At 72.6% G+C, this 13,998-nt stretch carries 11 protein-coding genes; 9 read left to right on the forward strand and 2 right to left on the reverse strand.

Annotated features, from left to right (window positions below):
* Positions 1-11: 11 nt before the first annotated feature.
* A complete protein-coding gene (locus PINTE_RS00590; RefSeq protein WP_068424711.1) occupies positions 12-968 on the reverse strand; it encodes a TIGR03885 family FMN-dependent LLM class oxidoreductase in 957 nt (318 codons plus the stop codon).
* A 268-nt stretch (positions 969-1,236) separates the two neighbouring features.
* Here PINTE_RS00590 and PINTE_RS00595 point away from each other — a divergent pair, with 268 nt between their 5' ends.
* The 3 genes from PINTE_RS00595 to mshC all read left to right on the forward strand — a co-directional run bounded on the left by PINTE_RS00595 (position 1,237) and on the right by mshC (position 4,126).
* Positions 1,237-1,797: a DUF3090 domain-containing protein gene (locus tag PINTE_RS00595; RefSeq protein WP_068424714.1), complete on the forward strand. Its 561-nt coding sequence runs from the start codon at positions 1,237-1,239 to the stop codon at positions 1,795-1,797.
* A 1-nt stretch (position 1,798) separates the two neighbouring features.
* Positions 1,799-2,746 carry an SCO1664 family protein gene (locus PINTE_RS00600; protein ID WP_245642726.1) on the forward strand — a complete coding sequence of 316 codons (948 nt, stop codon included), beginning with the start codon at positions 1,799-1,801 and terminating at the stop codon, positions 2,744-2,746.
* A gap of 96 nt (positions 2,747-2,842) precedes the next feature.
* Positions 2,843-4,126 (forward strand): cysteine--1-D-myo-inosityl 2-amino-2-deoxy-alpha-D-glucopyranoside ligase, encoded by a 1,284-nt coding sequence (mshC, locus tag PINTE_RS00605; RefSeq protein WP_068424720.1) that lies wholly within the window; start codon positions 2,843-2,845, stop codon positions 4,124-4,126.
* Between the two features lie 188 nt (positions 4,127-4,314).
* Here mshC and PINTE_RS00610 read toward each other — a convergent pair whose 3' ends face one another.
* Complete coding sequence (locus PINTE_RS00610; protein ID WP_068424723.1) at positions 4,315-5,163, reverse strand: PAC2 family protein; 849 nt, start codon at positions 5,161-5,163, stop codon at positions 4,315-4,317.
* A gap of 205 nt (positions 5,164-5,368) precedes the next feature.
* Between PINTE_RS00610 and metH the strand changes: the two genes are divergently transcribed.
* The 6 genes from metH to PINTE_RS00640 form a co-directional block, all read left to right on the forward strand.
* Entirely contained in the window at positions 5,369-8,935 is a 3,567-nt protein-coding gene (gene metH / locus PINTE_RS00615; protein WP_068424726.1) for a methionine synthase, read from the forward strand.
* A 1-nt stretch (position 8,936) separates the two neighbouring features.
* Complete coding sequence (locus PINTE_RS00620) at positions 8,937-9,653, forward strand: HAD family hydrolase (RefSeq protein ID WP_068424729.1); 717 nt, start codon at positions 8,937-8,939, stop codon at positions 9,651-9,653.
* The gene (locus PINTE_RS00625) at positions 9,650-10,657 is read left to right on the forward strand and encodes a GNAT family N-acetyltransferase (protein WP_068424732.1); all 1,008 of its coding nucleotides are present in this window, start codon (positions 9,650-9,652) and stop codon (positions 10,655-10,657) included. The genes PINTE_RS00620 and PINTE_RS00625 overlap by 4 nt, the downstream gene beginning before the upstream one ends.
* A gap of 90 nt (positions 10,658-10,747) precedes the next feature.
* Positions 10,748-11,677 carry a RecB family exonuclease gene (locus PINTE_RS00630; RefSeq protein ID WP_084343050.1) on the forward strand — a complete coding sequence of 310 codons (930 nt, stop codon included), beginning with the start codon at positions 10,748-10,750 and terminating at the stop codon, positions 11,675-11,677.
* A gap of 5 nt (positions 11,678-11,682) precedes the next feature.
* Positions 11,683-12,939: a M50 family metallopeptidase gene (locus PINTE_RS00635; protein WP_068424735.1), complete on the forward strand. Its 1,257-nt coding sequence runs from the start codon at positions 11,683-11,685 to the stop codon at positions 12,937-12,939.
* 35 nt (positions 12,940-12,974) lie between these two features.
* Positions 12,975-13,998, forward strand: a 1,024-nt coding sequence (locus PINTE_RS00640) for a tRNA (adenine-N1)-methyltransferase (protein WP_068424767.1), incomplete at its 3' end; no start/stop codon positions are given.

A 13,998-nucleotide genomic window follows, 5' to 3' on the forward strand; every position in this document is an offset into this window, starting at 1 on the left:
TGGGTCGGCGGTCAGCGCAGGGCGGGCAGAAGGTGTTCGGCGGCGGCGTCGATGAACGGCCGTTGGTGCTGGCCGACGAAGTGCAGGTAGACGCGGTCGAACCCGAGGTCGGTCAGTTCGCGGATGCGGGCGGCGAGGCGGTGGATGTCTGAGTCGATGAGGACGGAGCGGCCGACGGCGTCGTCGGGCACGTGCTTGCTGACCTCCTCGAGTTGCTCGCAGGTGAGGTCGACGTTGGCGGGGGGAGCGAAGGTGTTGGTGCGCCACTGGTCGCGGGCGATGGCCCATGCCTCGTCCTGCGTGGGCGCCCAGGAGAGGTGCACCTGGAGGAAGAGTTGGCCGTCGCCGCCGGCGTCGCGGTAGGAGTCGACGACGCGGCGCACGTGGTCGACCGGGGCGTTGATGGTGGCGACGCCGTCGGCGCCCCAGCGCGCGCCCATCGCGGCGGTCTCGGGGGAGATCGCGGGTTGGATGAGTTTGGGCGGCACGTCGGGCAGCGTCCACAGTTTGGCGTTCTCGACGGTGACGAGGCCGCGATGGGAGACGGTTTCGCCGCGGTGCAGGCGCCGGATGATGTCGATGCACTCGAGCAGGCGCTGGTTGCGCTGGTCCTTGCTCGGCCAGGGGTCGCCGGTGATGTGCTCGTTCATCCACTGACCGGTGCCTAGGCACATCCAGAAGCGCTCGGGGAACATCTGGGCGAGGGTGGCGCTGGCCTGGGCGATGATCGCCGGGTGGTAGCGCTGGCCGGGGGCGGTGACGGTGCCGAAGCTCAGGCCGGTCGTGGCCAGGGCGGCTCCGAGCCATGACCACGTGTAGCCCGACTGGCCCTGCCGTGAGCTCCACGGCTCGAAGTGGTCCGAGCACATGGCGGCGTCGAAGCCGGCCTGCTCGGCGGCCTGCACGTCGGCGAGCAGCTGGCTGGGCGATATCTGTTCGTGGGAGGCGTGGAAGCCGACAACGGTCATCCCCACAGGACACCAGGAAGTGCACGTCGAGGCACTCCGGAGGCCGTGGTGTCGTCGTCACACCGCGAATTCCTTGCACGGGCAGCGGTGGTCCACGAATTGTCCGTCTCGACAGGTGGGAAGGTCGCGGAGCGGTCCGTCGTTGCGGGGTCGCAACGATGTCTGCACGATGTCTGCACGATCCCGAGCGAAACCGGAAGTGGAACGGAGCGCGCCGACTCCGGACCTGCGCACGAACGGCTCGCCGCGGCGCGGTTAAGGTCGAGGTATGGCACTCATCGCCTTCGATCCACCGGACCGGTTCGTCACGGGCACGGTCGGTCCGCCCGGGCAGCGTCAGTTCTTCCTGCAGGCGACCGCCTCGGGTCGCACGACGACGGTGGCGGTGGAGAAGGCTCAGGTGCAGGTGCTCGCCGACCGGGTCAACGACCTGCTTGACTCCTTCGCCGGGGGCTCGGCCACCGAGCAGGCGGCGCAGCGCCACGTCGACAACGCCCCCCTGGACACCCCGATCGAGGAGGAGTTCACGGTCGGCACCATGGGGCTGAGCTGGGATCCGGAGCGGGAGCGCCTCGTCATCGAGTGCCACGCGGCGGGCGACGCCTACGACTCGCCCGAGGCCCTGGAGTCGATGGAGGAGGAGCGCGACCCGGCGACCGACCCCCATCAACTCGTCATGCGCGTGGTGCTCGACCCGGCGGTGGCGCGGGCCTTCGCCCGGCGCAGCGTGTCGGTGGTGGCGGCCGGCCGGCCTCCGTGCCCGTTCTGCGCCACCCCCTTGGACCCCGAGGGGCACATCTGTCCGCGCGCCAACGGGTACAAGCGCTGACGTGAGTGGGCGCGATCGGGCGGAGTCGGGCCGGCCGGATCCCGAGGCGGGCGCACCGGCCGAGGCGGGCGTGAACGCCGAGGCGGCGGTGCGGGAACGGCTGCGCTCGGCGCCGTTGACCGTGCTCGGGCAGTTGCTGGACTCCTCGAACACGACGCTGCTGACCCGGCTCGAGGACGGCAGCGGGGAGCACGCGATCTACAAACCGGTCTCCGGGGAGCGGCCGCTGTGGGACTTTCCCGACGGGTACCTGGCGTTCCGGGAGGTCGCCACGTGGGTCGTCGCGACCGCCGGGGGCTGGGACGTCGTGCCGCCGACGGTGCTTCGCGACGGACCGTTCGGGCCCGGCTCCGTGCAGCGGTGGGTCACGCAGGTGCCGCTGGAGGAGGAGCCGGAGCCGGTCGAGGAGCCGGAGGAACTCGAGGTCGCCGACGAGATCGAGGTCGACACCGACGTCGAGCACAGCGACCGGTTCGTCGACCTCTTCGACCCTGCGGCGCTGCCCCAGGGCTGGCTGCCGGTGATCGCGGGGAGCCTGGCGACCGGGGGACGGGTCATCGTCGCGCACGCCGACCGGGCCGACCTGCGCTCGGTGGCCGTGCTCGACGCGGTCATCAACAACAGCGACCGCAAGGGCACCCACCTGCTCGCCGGCCAGGACGGCCGGCTGTGGTGCATCGACCACGGGGTGACGCTGCACGCGCACGACAAGCTGCGCACCGTGCTGTGGGGGTGGGCCGGTCGCCGGTTGCCGCCGGCCGATGTGGAGCGGCTGGAGCGGCTGCGCGCCGCGCTCGCGCCCGACTCGGCGGTGAGCGGGCGGCTGGGGCAGCTCTTGACCGATGGCGAGATCGGCGCCCTGCGCCGGCGGGTCCGGGACCTGCTGCGCACCGGCCGGCACCCGCATCCCAACCCCGACTGGCCCTCGGTGCCGTGGCCGGCCCTGTGAACCTGTGAACCCGCCCGGCCGGGCCGTCGGGATCGGGCGCCGTGCGTCGACGGACCGCCGGACGGGACCGGCGAGCAGGGCGGTTACGCTGGCGCGGTGAGATCCTGGAGTTCCCCGGCCGTTCCCGACCTGTCCGACCACGGAACCGGCACCCCTCCACGGGTTTACGACTCCTCCCGCCGCGGCCTGGCGGTGCTCGGCCCCGGCCTCGTCGACTCCGCGCGGGCGGACGATCCGCACGCGCCGGCCGGCCTGTACGTCTGCGGCATCACCCCCTACGACGCGACCCACATGGGTCACGCGGCCACGTACGTGACGTTCGACGTGTTGCACCGGGTGCTGCTCGACGGCGGGCGCCCGGTGCGCTACGCGCAGAACATCACCGACGTCGACGACCCGCTCCTGGAGCGGGCGGAGCGCGACGGCATCGACTGGCGCGACCTGGCCGCCCGCGAGATCGCGCTGTTCGGTGACGACATGGCGGCGCTGCGGGTCATCGCGCCCGGCGGCTACTGCGGGGTCGTCGAGAGCATGGACTCGATCGCGGCGGGCGTGCGGCAGCTGCTGGACTCCGGCGCGGCGTACGAGGTGCCGGCCGACGACGCGCAGGCGCCGGGGTCGGCCGACGTCTATCTCGACCTGGCGCGCTGCCCGCGGTTCGGCGAGGTCAGCGGTTGGACGCGGGAGCAGATGCTCGAGGTCTACGCCGACCGCGGCGGCGATCCCGACCGGGCGGGCAAGCGCGACCCCCTCGACCCGCTGCTGTGGCGCGCGGCCCGGGCGGGGGAGCCCTCGTGGGAGGCGGCGGGGCTGCCGGCGGGTCGGCCCGGCTGGCACATCGAGTGCACGTGCATCGCCGTCGACCATCTCGGCACCGCGTTCGACGTGCAGGGCGGCGGCATCGACCTCGTGTTCCCGCACCACGAGATGAGCGGAGTGCAGGCCGAAAGCCTTTATGGCGCAGGCTCCTTCGCGCGGGTCTACATGCACCAGGAGATGGTGGGCCTGGACGGGTCGAAGATGAGCAAGTCCAAGGGCAACCTCGTGCTCGTCTCGACGCTGCGCGCCGAGGGTGTCGACCCGATGGCCATCCGACTCGTGCTGCTCGATCACCACTACCGCACCCCGTGGGACTGGACCGCCGACGCCCTGCAGTCCGCGCAGCAGCGGCTCGCGGCGTGGCGAGCCGGGGTCGAGACCGTCTCCGCGGATCAGGCGCAGCGGCTGTTGGTCGACGTGCGTGAGCTGCTTTCCGACGACCTCGACACCCCCGCGGCCCTGGCCGCCGTCGACGCCTGCATGCTCGCCCGCGACGGAGACGGTTCCGGCGCCCGGCTGGCGCGCGAGACCGTCGACGCCCTGCTGGGCGTGGAGCTGTAAGGCGCGCTGTCAGGCGAGCCCGGGCCGGCCCGTCTCCGTTGTCCGCACGGGAGCCTGTGCCATCGCACCGGACCGGCCGGCTCCCGCTGAGCCACCTCCGCGGAGCCGGTCCCGCGGCAGCCGCCCGGCCCCGTCCCGCCAGCCAAGAACAGGCTTTCAGGGACTGAAACGCGCCCGCGTGAACCGCCTCAGGCGCCGGGCTCGTCGCGGCGGCGCAGGTAGCGCTCGAACTCGCGGGCGATGGCGTCGCCTGACGCTTCGGGGTGTTCGGCCGTGTCGGTGGCCTGTTCGAGGGCCTGCACGTACTCGGCCACCTCGTCGTCGCCCGCGGCGAGCTCGTCGACACCGCGCTCCCACGCCTTCGACAGGTCCTCCAGGTCGCCGCGCGGCACGCGCAGGTCGAGCAGCTCCTCGACCTGGTCGAGCAGCGCGAGCGCCGCCTTCGGAGACGGGGTGCCACCCGCGTAGTGCGGCACCGACACCCAGCACGAGATCGTCGGGATCTCCGCCTGGTGGGAGGCGTCGGCGAGCACGCCGACGATCCCGCACGGGCCCTCGTAGGTGCTCGGCTCGAGGTCGAGGGAGTGCGCCAGCGAGGCGTCCTCGGAGTACGTGCCGACCGGCAGCGGCCGCGTGTGCGGCACGTCGGCGAGCAGCGAACCGAGACACAGGACCATCGACGCGTCGACCTCGTCGGCCAGCGACAGCAGTTCGACGACGAACGAGCGCCACCGCGTCGACGGCTCGATGCCCTGGATGAGCAGGATGTCGCGGCCGGCCGCGCGGCGCGGGGCGTACATCACCCGCGTCGTCGGCCACGTGATGCGACGCACGCCGTCGGTCGAGCCGATGCGCGGCCGGTTCACCTGGAAGTCGTAGTACTCCTCCGGGTCGATCGCCGCGATCGGCTCGGCCTCCCACGTCTGCGCGAGGTGTTCGACGACCGCGGTGGCCGCCTCCCCGGCGTCGTTCCAGCCCTCGAAGGCCGCGATGACCACGGGGTCGACGAGCTCGGGAAGGTCCTCGACCTCGATCACGAGGACACCCGCCGGCTCTCGGAAAGACTGCTCATTCCCCCACCCTACGCACTCGGTCCAGCAGCGTCGGCACGCGCGCGGCGGTCTGTCGGGCGGGAACCGGGTGGTCGGCGCGCCGGAGGCGGGCGACCGGCGGGCGGGAAGGTCGCGCCGCGTCGGGTCGTTAGCATGAGTCGTCCCGTTCGCCAGTAGAAAGCCCGCCACTGTGAGCAGCCGCTCCGAGTCCTCCGCACGCCCTACTCTCCGTAGCCTTCTGGGCCGTCGCGTCATCGTCGCCGACGGCGCGATGGGCACGATGCTGCAGGCGGCGGACCCCTCTCTGGATGACTTCCAGCAGCTCGAAGGCTGCAACGAGATCCTCAACGTCACCCGACCCGACATCGTGCGCTCGGTGCACGAGGAGTACCTGCAGGTGGGGGTCGACGCGATCGAGACCAACACCTTCGGCGCCAACCTCGGCAACCTCGGCGAGTACGACATCCCCGAGCGCACCTACGAACTCGCGGAGGCGGGCGCCCGCATCGCGCGTGAGGTCGCCGACGCCTACAGCACCGACGAGCAGCCCCGGTTCGTGCTCGGCTCCATCGGACCGGGCACCAAGCTGCCCTCGCTGCTGCACGCCCCCTACTCCCAGCTGCGCGACGCCTACGAGCAGTGCGCGCTCGGGCTCATCGACGGCGGCGCCGACGCCCTGCTCGTCGAGACCTGCCAGGACCTGCTGCAGGCCAAGGCCGCGATCGTCGGCTGCAAGCGGGCCCTGGCCGCCCGCGAGGCCGACCTGCCGATCATCGCGCAGGTGACGATCGAGACGACCGGCACGATGCTCATGGGCTCCGAGATCGGCGCCGCGCTGACGACGCTGGAGCCGCTGGGCGTCGACGTCATCGGCCTCAACTGCGCCACCGGCCCCGCGGAGATGAGCGAGCACCTGCGGCACCTGTCGCGGTACTCGACGATCCCGCTCAGCGTGCTGCCCAACGCGGGCCTGCCGCAGCTGGGCAAGGACGGCGCCCACTACCCGCTGACTCCGGCCGAACTCGCCTCCGCCCACGAGCAGTTCACCCGCGACTACGGCGTGTCGATCGTCGGCGGCTGCTGCGGCACCACCCCCGAGCACCTGCGCGCCGTCGTCGAGGCCGTCGGCGGCCGCGAGGTCACGACCCGGGAGCCGGTCGAGGAGGCCGCGGTCTCCTCGCTGTACACCTCGGTGCCGTTCCGGCAGGACGCCTCCTACCTCTCGATCGGGGAGCGCACGAACGCCAACGGCTCCAAGGCCTTCCGCGAGGCGATGCTCGCGCAGCGCTGGGACGACTGCGTCGAGATCGCCAAGGACATGACCCGCGAGGGCGCCCACCTGCTCGACGTCTGTGTCGACTACGTGGGCCGCGACGGCGCCGGCGACATGAGCGAACTCGTCTCCCGGCTCGCCACCAGTTCCACGCTGCCGCTCGTGCTCGACTCCACCGAGCCGGCCGTCGTCGAGGCGGGGCTGGAGCGCCTGGGCGGGCGCGCGGTCATCAACTCGGTCAACTACGAGGACGGCGACGGGCCCGACTCCCGGTTCGCCCGCATGACGGCGCTGGCGAGCGAGCACGGCGCGGCGCTCGTCGCGCTGACGATCGACGAGGAGGGGCAGGCGCGCACCACCGACAAGAAGGTGGCGATCGCCTCCCGGCTCATCGACTCCCTCGTCGAGAAGGGCTTTCGCGTCGAGGACGTCGTCGTCGACGCCCTGACGTTCCCGATCGCCACCGGGCAGGAGGAGACCCGCCGCGACGCCATCGAGACCATCGAGGCGATCCGCGCGATCACGACGAAGTACCCGGGTGTGCAGACGACGCTGGGCGTCTCCAACGTGAGCTTCGGCCTCAAGCCGGCGGCGCGGGTGGTGCTCAACTCGGTCTTCCTCGACGAGGCCGCCAAGGCGGGGCTGAGCAGCGCGATCGTCAACTCCGCGAAGATCCTGCCGGTCGCGCGGATCCCCGAGGAGCAGCTCAAGGTCGCGCTCGACCTCGTCTGGGACAAGCGGGAGTTCGACGACGCGGGGGAGTGCACGTACGACCCGCTGGCGCGCATGCTCGAGCTGTTCGAGGGGGTCGACTCGGCCTCCCTCAAGGAGTCGCGGGCCGCCGAGCTCGCGGCGCTGCCGCTGGGGGAGCGCCTGCAGCGGCGCATCATCGACGGTGAGCGCAACGGCCTGGAGGCCGATCTCGACGAGTCGCTCGCCGAGGGCACCCGCGCGCTGGACATCATCAACGACCACCTGCTGGCCGGCATGAAGGTCGTCGGCGACCTGTTCGGCTCCGGCAAGATGCAGCTGCCGTTCGTGCTGCAGTCGGCCGAGACGATGAAGGCCGCCGTGGCGCACCTGGAGCCGACGATCGAGGAGCAGGAGTCGGGCGGCGGGACGTCCCGGGCCAAGGCCAAGGTGCTGCTGGCCACCGTCAAGGGCGACGTGCACGACATCGGCAAGAACCTCGTCGACATCATCCTCAGCAACAACGGCTACGACGTCGTCAACATCGGCATCAAGAAGACCGTCAACGAGATCATCGACGCCGCCACCGAGGCCAAGGTCGACGCGATCGGCATGTCGGGGCTGCTGGTGAAGTCGACGGTCGTCATGAAGCAGAACCTCGAGGAGTTCAACGCCCGCGGGCTCGCGGCGCAATGGCCGGTGCTGCTCGGCGGCGCCGCGCTGACCCGCGCCTACGTCGAGCAGGACCTCGCGGAGATCTACGACGGGCACGTGCGCTACGCCCGCGACGCGTTCGAGGGGCTGCGGCTCATGGACGCGATCGCCAAGGCCAAGAACGACCCGTCGGTCTCCCTCGACGACGTGCTGCCCGAGCTGCGCAAGCGGCGGGTGCGGGCGGCCACCCCGCACGAGGAGGGCGCCGACGTCACCGACACGAACCGCTCGGACGTGGCCGACGACAACGACATCCCGACCCCGCCGTTCTGGGGCACCCGGGTGGTCAAGGGCGTCTCGCTCGCGGAGTTCTCCGCCTACCTCGACGAGCGGGCGACGTTCCTCGGGCAGTGGGGGCTCAAGCCGACGCGCGGGGAGGGCGGCGCCTCGTACGAGGAGCTCGTCGAGTCCGACGGGCGGCCGCGGCTGCGGATGTGGCTGGACCGCATCAAGACCGAGGACATCATGGAGCCGGCCGTCGTCTACGGGTACTTCCCGTGCTACTCGCAGGGCAACGATCTCGTGGTGCTCTGGCACGAGGACGGGCCGAACGGCGAGGCGAAGGGCAGCGAGCGGGCCCGGTTCACGTTCCCGCGGCAGCGGCGCGACCGGCGGCTGTGCCTGGCGGACTTCTTCCGCGCCAAGGAGAAGTACGACGCCGACGGGCGGCCCGACGTCATCGAGCTGCAGCTCGTGACGATGGGTGAGAAGGTCTCCGGGGTCACCGGAAAGCTCTACGAGCAGAACGCCTACCGCGACTACCTCGAGCTGCACGGCCTCTCGGTGCAGCTCACCGAGGCGCTCGCGGAGTTCTGGCACGCGCGGGTGCGCTCCGAGCTGGGCTTCGCCGACCCCGAGTCGCTCGACCTCGACGAGGTGCTCGACGTGCGCTTCCGCGGCTGCCGGTACTCCTTCGGCTACCCGGCCTGCCCGGAGCTGGAGGACCGCGCGACGCTGGTGTCGCTGCTGGAGCCGGAGCGGATCGGCGTGGAGTTGAGCGAGGAACTGCAGCTGCACCCTGAGCAGTCGACCGACGCGCTCGTCGTGCACCACCCCGAGGCGAAGTACTTCAAGGTCTGAGATGGCGTCGAACAGTGCACACAAGAGTGTGACGTCGGACGTGCCGAGTGGCGGCCTGCCGGCGGCGGTGCTCTGGGACATGGACGGCACGCTGCTCGACACCGAGCCGTACTGGATCGAGCAGGAGCACCGCCTCGTCGAGTCCTACGGCGGGGTGTGGAGCGACGAACACGCACACAACCTTGTGGGAAACGATCTGCTCGTCACCGCCGCGTACATCCGCGAGCACTCGCCGGTCGACCTGGAGCCGGAGGCGCTCGTCGACGCTCTGCAGTCCGGGGTCATCGACCGGCTCCGCGAGGAGGTGCCGTGGCGGCCGGGCGCGCTGGAACTGCTCGCCGAACTGCGGTCGCTGGGCGTGCCGTGCGCGCTGGTGACGATGTCGTGGCGCGCGATGGTCGACGTCGTCGTCGCCGGACTGCCCGAGGGCAGCTTCGACGTCGTGCTCTCCGGCGACGAGGTGGAGCGCGGCAAGCCGCACCCCGAGCCGTACCTCGTGGCCGCCCGCGAGCTGGGGGTCGACGTGGGCGACTGCGTGGCCATCGAGGACTCGGTGACCGGGGTGGCGTCCGCGTTCGCGTCGGGTGCCCGCACGATCGCCGTGCCGCTCGTCGTGCAGGTGCCGCCCCGCGACGGGCTGACCGTGCTGCCGTCGCTGGCGGGCGTGCGGGCGGCGGACCTGCTGCCCCTGACGCGCGCGGCCGGCCCGCAGGGGTGAGCGCACCCACGCCGGGCGGGCTCCTCGCCCTGCCCGCCGACTTCTGGGAGACGACCCCGCGGTGGTCGCTGCGGCGCCGGCTGGCCGACGGCTCCCAGACCGACGTCGTCGGGCATGTGCTGCGCTCGGATTCGACCGGGGTGGTCCTGCTGCCGCCGGCGGGTCCGGCGGCTGTCGTCGCGGCCGGTGACGTGGTGGCCCGGCGGGTCATCCCGCCGCGGCCGGTGCGGCCCGCCTCCTCGCCCGAGGCGCTCGAGGAGCTGGCCGCGCGCGGCTGGCCCGGCACGCAGCTGTACCGTCTCGGCGGCTGGCTGCTGCGCGTCGGCGGAGGCTGGACCAAGCGAGCCAACTCGTGCCTCGTCGTGGGCGACCCCGGCCTGCCGGTGGAGGCGGCCATCGAACTCGTCGCCGAGGTGTATGCCGGGTGGGGGCTGCCTCCCGTGCTGCAGCTCGCGCACGCGGTGGGCGCGGGGTCGTCCGTGGTGTCGGTGGAGTCGGTGGAGTCGGCGGCCGCCGGCCTCGGCTGGGAGCCGGTCGACCCGACGCTCTTCCTCGTCGCCGACCTGCGCCAGGTGCCCTCGGCCGGCGGGGCGCCCGAGGCGCCCGATGGCGTGGAGATCGCCTGGGCCGGCGAGCCCGACGGACCCTGGGCGGGCGTCGTGCGCGGCGGTGACGTGGCGCGTCAGCCCGCGGCCGTGCCGGTGCTGACGTCCGCGCCGGCGACGTACGTGACGGCCTTGGAAGCCGGGGAGCCGGTGGCCGCCGGACGGCTGGTGCGCACCGACGACTGGGCCGGGCTCTCGTGCCTGGAGGTCGTGCCGCACCGCCGCCGGCAGGGGCTCGGGGAGGCGGTGACCGGGCTCCTGCTGCAGCGCGCCCGCAGCTCCGGCGCCCGCTTCGCCTATCTGCAGGTGGAGGCGGCCAACACGGCTGCCGTCGAGCTCTACCGCCGGCTCGGGTTCACTGTGCAGCACACCTACCACTACCGACGCCCGCCCGCCTGACCTGCGGTTCTTCGCTGTGCCGGGGCTGCTGGGCCGCCGCACCGGACCGGCTCCGGCAGCTTGTCGGTGGTCGCCCATAGGGTTTCTCGCATGGTTCCCGCCCTGTCCCCGAGCCGCGCCGCGGACTTCATGCAGTGCCCGCTGCTGTATCGCTTCCGCGTGGTCGACCGGCTGCCCGAGCCGGCCACCCCGGCGATGGCCCGCGGCACCCTCGTGCACGCGGTGCTCGAGCGGCTCTTCGACCTGCCCGCCGGTGGCCGCACCCGCGACGCGGCGGGCGAGTTGTTGCCCGGGCAATGGACGCGGATGGTCGATGAGCGACCCGAGCTGTCCGATCTCGTCGACGAGGCCGACCCGGCCCGGCTCCAGTCGTGGTTCGACGACGCGCTGCGCCTCATCGAACGCTGGTTCACCCTGGAAGACCCGACCCGGCTCGAACCCGCCGAGCGAGAGCTGTACGTGGAGACCGAGATCGACGGGCTGATCCTGCGCGGCTACGTCGACCGGCTCGACGTGGCCCCCGACGGGCGCATGCGCGTCGTCGACTACAAGACCGGCCGCGCGCCCTCGCACCTCTTCGAGGGCAAGGCGCTGTTCCAGATGAAGTTCTACGCGCTCGTGCTGTGGCGCCTGCACGGTCGGGTGCCCACCCGCCTGCAACTCGTCTACCTCGGCAGCGGCGAACTGCTGACCTACGAGCCCGACGAGCACGACCTGCGGGCGGTCGAACGCAAGGTCAAAGCCCTGTGGGTCGCGATCGAACGGGCCGCCACCGACGGCGACTTCCGCCCGCGCCCGTCGCGGCTGTGCGACTGGTGCGGGCACAAGCAGCTGTGTCCCGCCTTCGGCGGGGTCGCGCCGCCGATCCCCGACGACGCCGTCGTGCTCGCCCTCGACCCGCGCGCCAGCGGCGCCGTCGAACTCGTCACGGCGCCCCCGATGGCTGCGGGGGCGACGGATGCGGAGGCGACGGCTGACCGCCGCGCCCCCGGCTCGCCGAGAGCCGGTGTCGTACGGTGAATCGCATGTCGACCCCGCAGGGCCCGCCGCCGAGCGAGCCGGAGCCGCACCGAGAATCCTCGTCGGCCTCGTCGGCCTCGTCGGAGTCCTCGGCGTCGTCGACCGCCCCGGAGGAGCACTCCGGCTGGCGGATCGGCTCCCTGCGCGGCATCCCGATCTACATCGGCGGCGGCTGGGTCGTCATCGCGATCGTCATGCTCGCGTTCTTCGGCCCGCAGGTCGCGTACACGATGCCGTCGCTGGGGCCGTGGGCCTACGCCGTGGCCCTCGCCTACGCGGTCCTGCTGCTGCTCAGCGTGCTCGTGCACGAGGCCGCGCACGCCCTCACCGCGCTGGCCTGCGGGTACCGGGTGCATCGCATCGCCGCCGACCTCATGGGCGGGCACACCGCTTACGACGCGGCCCGCGCCACCCCCGGGCGCAGCGCCCTCGTCGCCGTCACCGGACCGCTGGCCAACCTGCTGCTCTGCCTCATCGGCTGGCTGCTGCTGCCGTACGTGCGCGGCGACGTGCTCGGGCTGCTCGTTTGGGCCGCCACGTGGACCAACGGCTTCGTCGCCGTCTTCAACCTCCTGCCGGGGCTGCCGCTCGACGGGGGTTTCCTGCTCGACGCCCTCGTCTGGAAGACCACCGGTCGCCGCCACCTCGGGCTCATCGCCGCGGGGTGGTCCGGGCGCATCGTGACGATCGCCGTCGTGCTGTGGTTCGCCGGCACGCCGCTGCTGCGCGGCGAGTACCCCAGCCTGTGGACCATGGCCTGGATCGCTCTCATCGGCGCGTTCCTCTGGTTCGGCGCCGGGCAGGCGATCACCACCGGGCGTCTGCGCGGCCGCCTCGCGCGGCTCGACGTGCGCGCCGTGGCCAACCCCGTCGTCACGATGGGGCGCCGCGACCCGATCTCCCGGCTCCCGCCGCTGCAGCACCTCGATGCGGAGGCGGTGCGCCGCGGTGTCGTCGTCGCGATCCTCGACGACGACGGCACCCCCCTGGGGATCCTCGACTCCGACGCGGTCCGGCAGGCCGGCGAGTCGGGGGCCGACGACGCGCCCGCCGAGTCGTGCCTGCGCCTCATGCCGCCCGGATGGGTGCTCGACCTCCCCTCGGGCGCACCGGATCTCGGCTCGGCCGTCGACACCCTCGTCGAGCGCCGCCTGCCGCTGCTGCTGCTGCGCGAGCCCGGCGGCGCCCCGTGGGGCGCGCTCGACGGCGGCACCGTCTCCGCGCTGGCGACCGGCTCCGCCCGCTCCTCCCCGCCGCGCTAACCGCGTGGACAGCGCCACCTAGACTTGCGGGCATCATGAGTTTTTCCCCAACCGGCCCCGCCGCTTCCACGGGCCCCACCGGGGCGCACCGGCGCCGCGGGCTGTTCACCGCGGGCGAGCGCGTGCAGCTGATCGACCCCAAGGGCCGGATGCACACGATCACCCTCGAGGCGGGCAAGCAGTTCTTCACGCACCGCGGCAGCCTGCGCCACGACGACCTCATCGGCAGCCCTGACGGCTCGACGGTCACCAACACGACCGGCGTGGAGTACCTCGCGCTGCGCCCGATGCTCTCGGACTACGTCATGTCGATGCCGCGCGGCGCCGCGGTCATCTACCCCAAGGATTCCGGGCAGATCGTCGCAATGGCCGACATCTTTCCCGGGGCCCGGGTCGTCGAGGCCGGAGTCGGTTCCGGCGCCCTGACGATGTCGCTGCTGCGGGCCGTCGGCGACGACGGGCTCGTGCACTCCTTCGAGCGCCGCGGCGAGTTCGCCGAGATCGCCCGCGGCAACGTCGAGGACTTCTTCGGCGGCCCGCACCCGGCATGGAAGGTCACCGTCGGCGACCTCGTCGGCAGCCTGCCGCTGGCCGTCAAGGATGCCAGCATCGACCGCGTCGTCCTCGACATGCTCGCCCCCTGGGAGTGCCTCGACGTCGTCGCCGACGCCCTCGCGCCCGGCGGGGTGCTCATCTGCTACGTCGCCACCGCCACCCAGCTGTCTCGGGTGGCGGAGACGGCCCGCGCCCACGGCGGCTTCACCGAGCCCCAGGCGTGGGAGTCGCTCGTGCGCGGCTGGCACCTCGAGGGCCTGGCCGTGCGGCCCGAGCACCGCATGCACGGGCACACCGGATTCCTGCTGACGACACGGCGACTCGCGCCGGGCGTCACGCCGCCGCTGCGCAAGCGCCGGCCCGCCAAGGGCGCCTACGGCAGCGACGAGGCCGAGGCCGCCGGCTTCGGCGAGGGTGCCCCCGACGGCACCTGGGAGGCCCAGGACGTGGGGGAGCGCACCGCCTCCGACAAGAAGTTGCGCCGGCTCGCCCGCGCCGCCGAGG

Origin of the sequence: Piscicoccus intestinalis NBRC 104926, from assembly GCF_001515525.1 — a bacterium.
GTDB classification, from domain to species: Bacteria; Actinomycetota; Actinomycetes; order Actinomycetales; family Dermatophilaceae; genus Kineosphaera; species Kineosphaera intestinalis.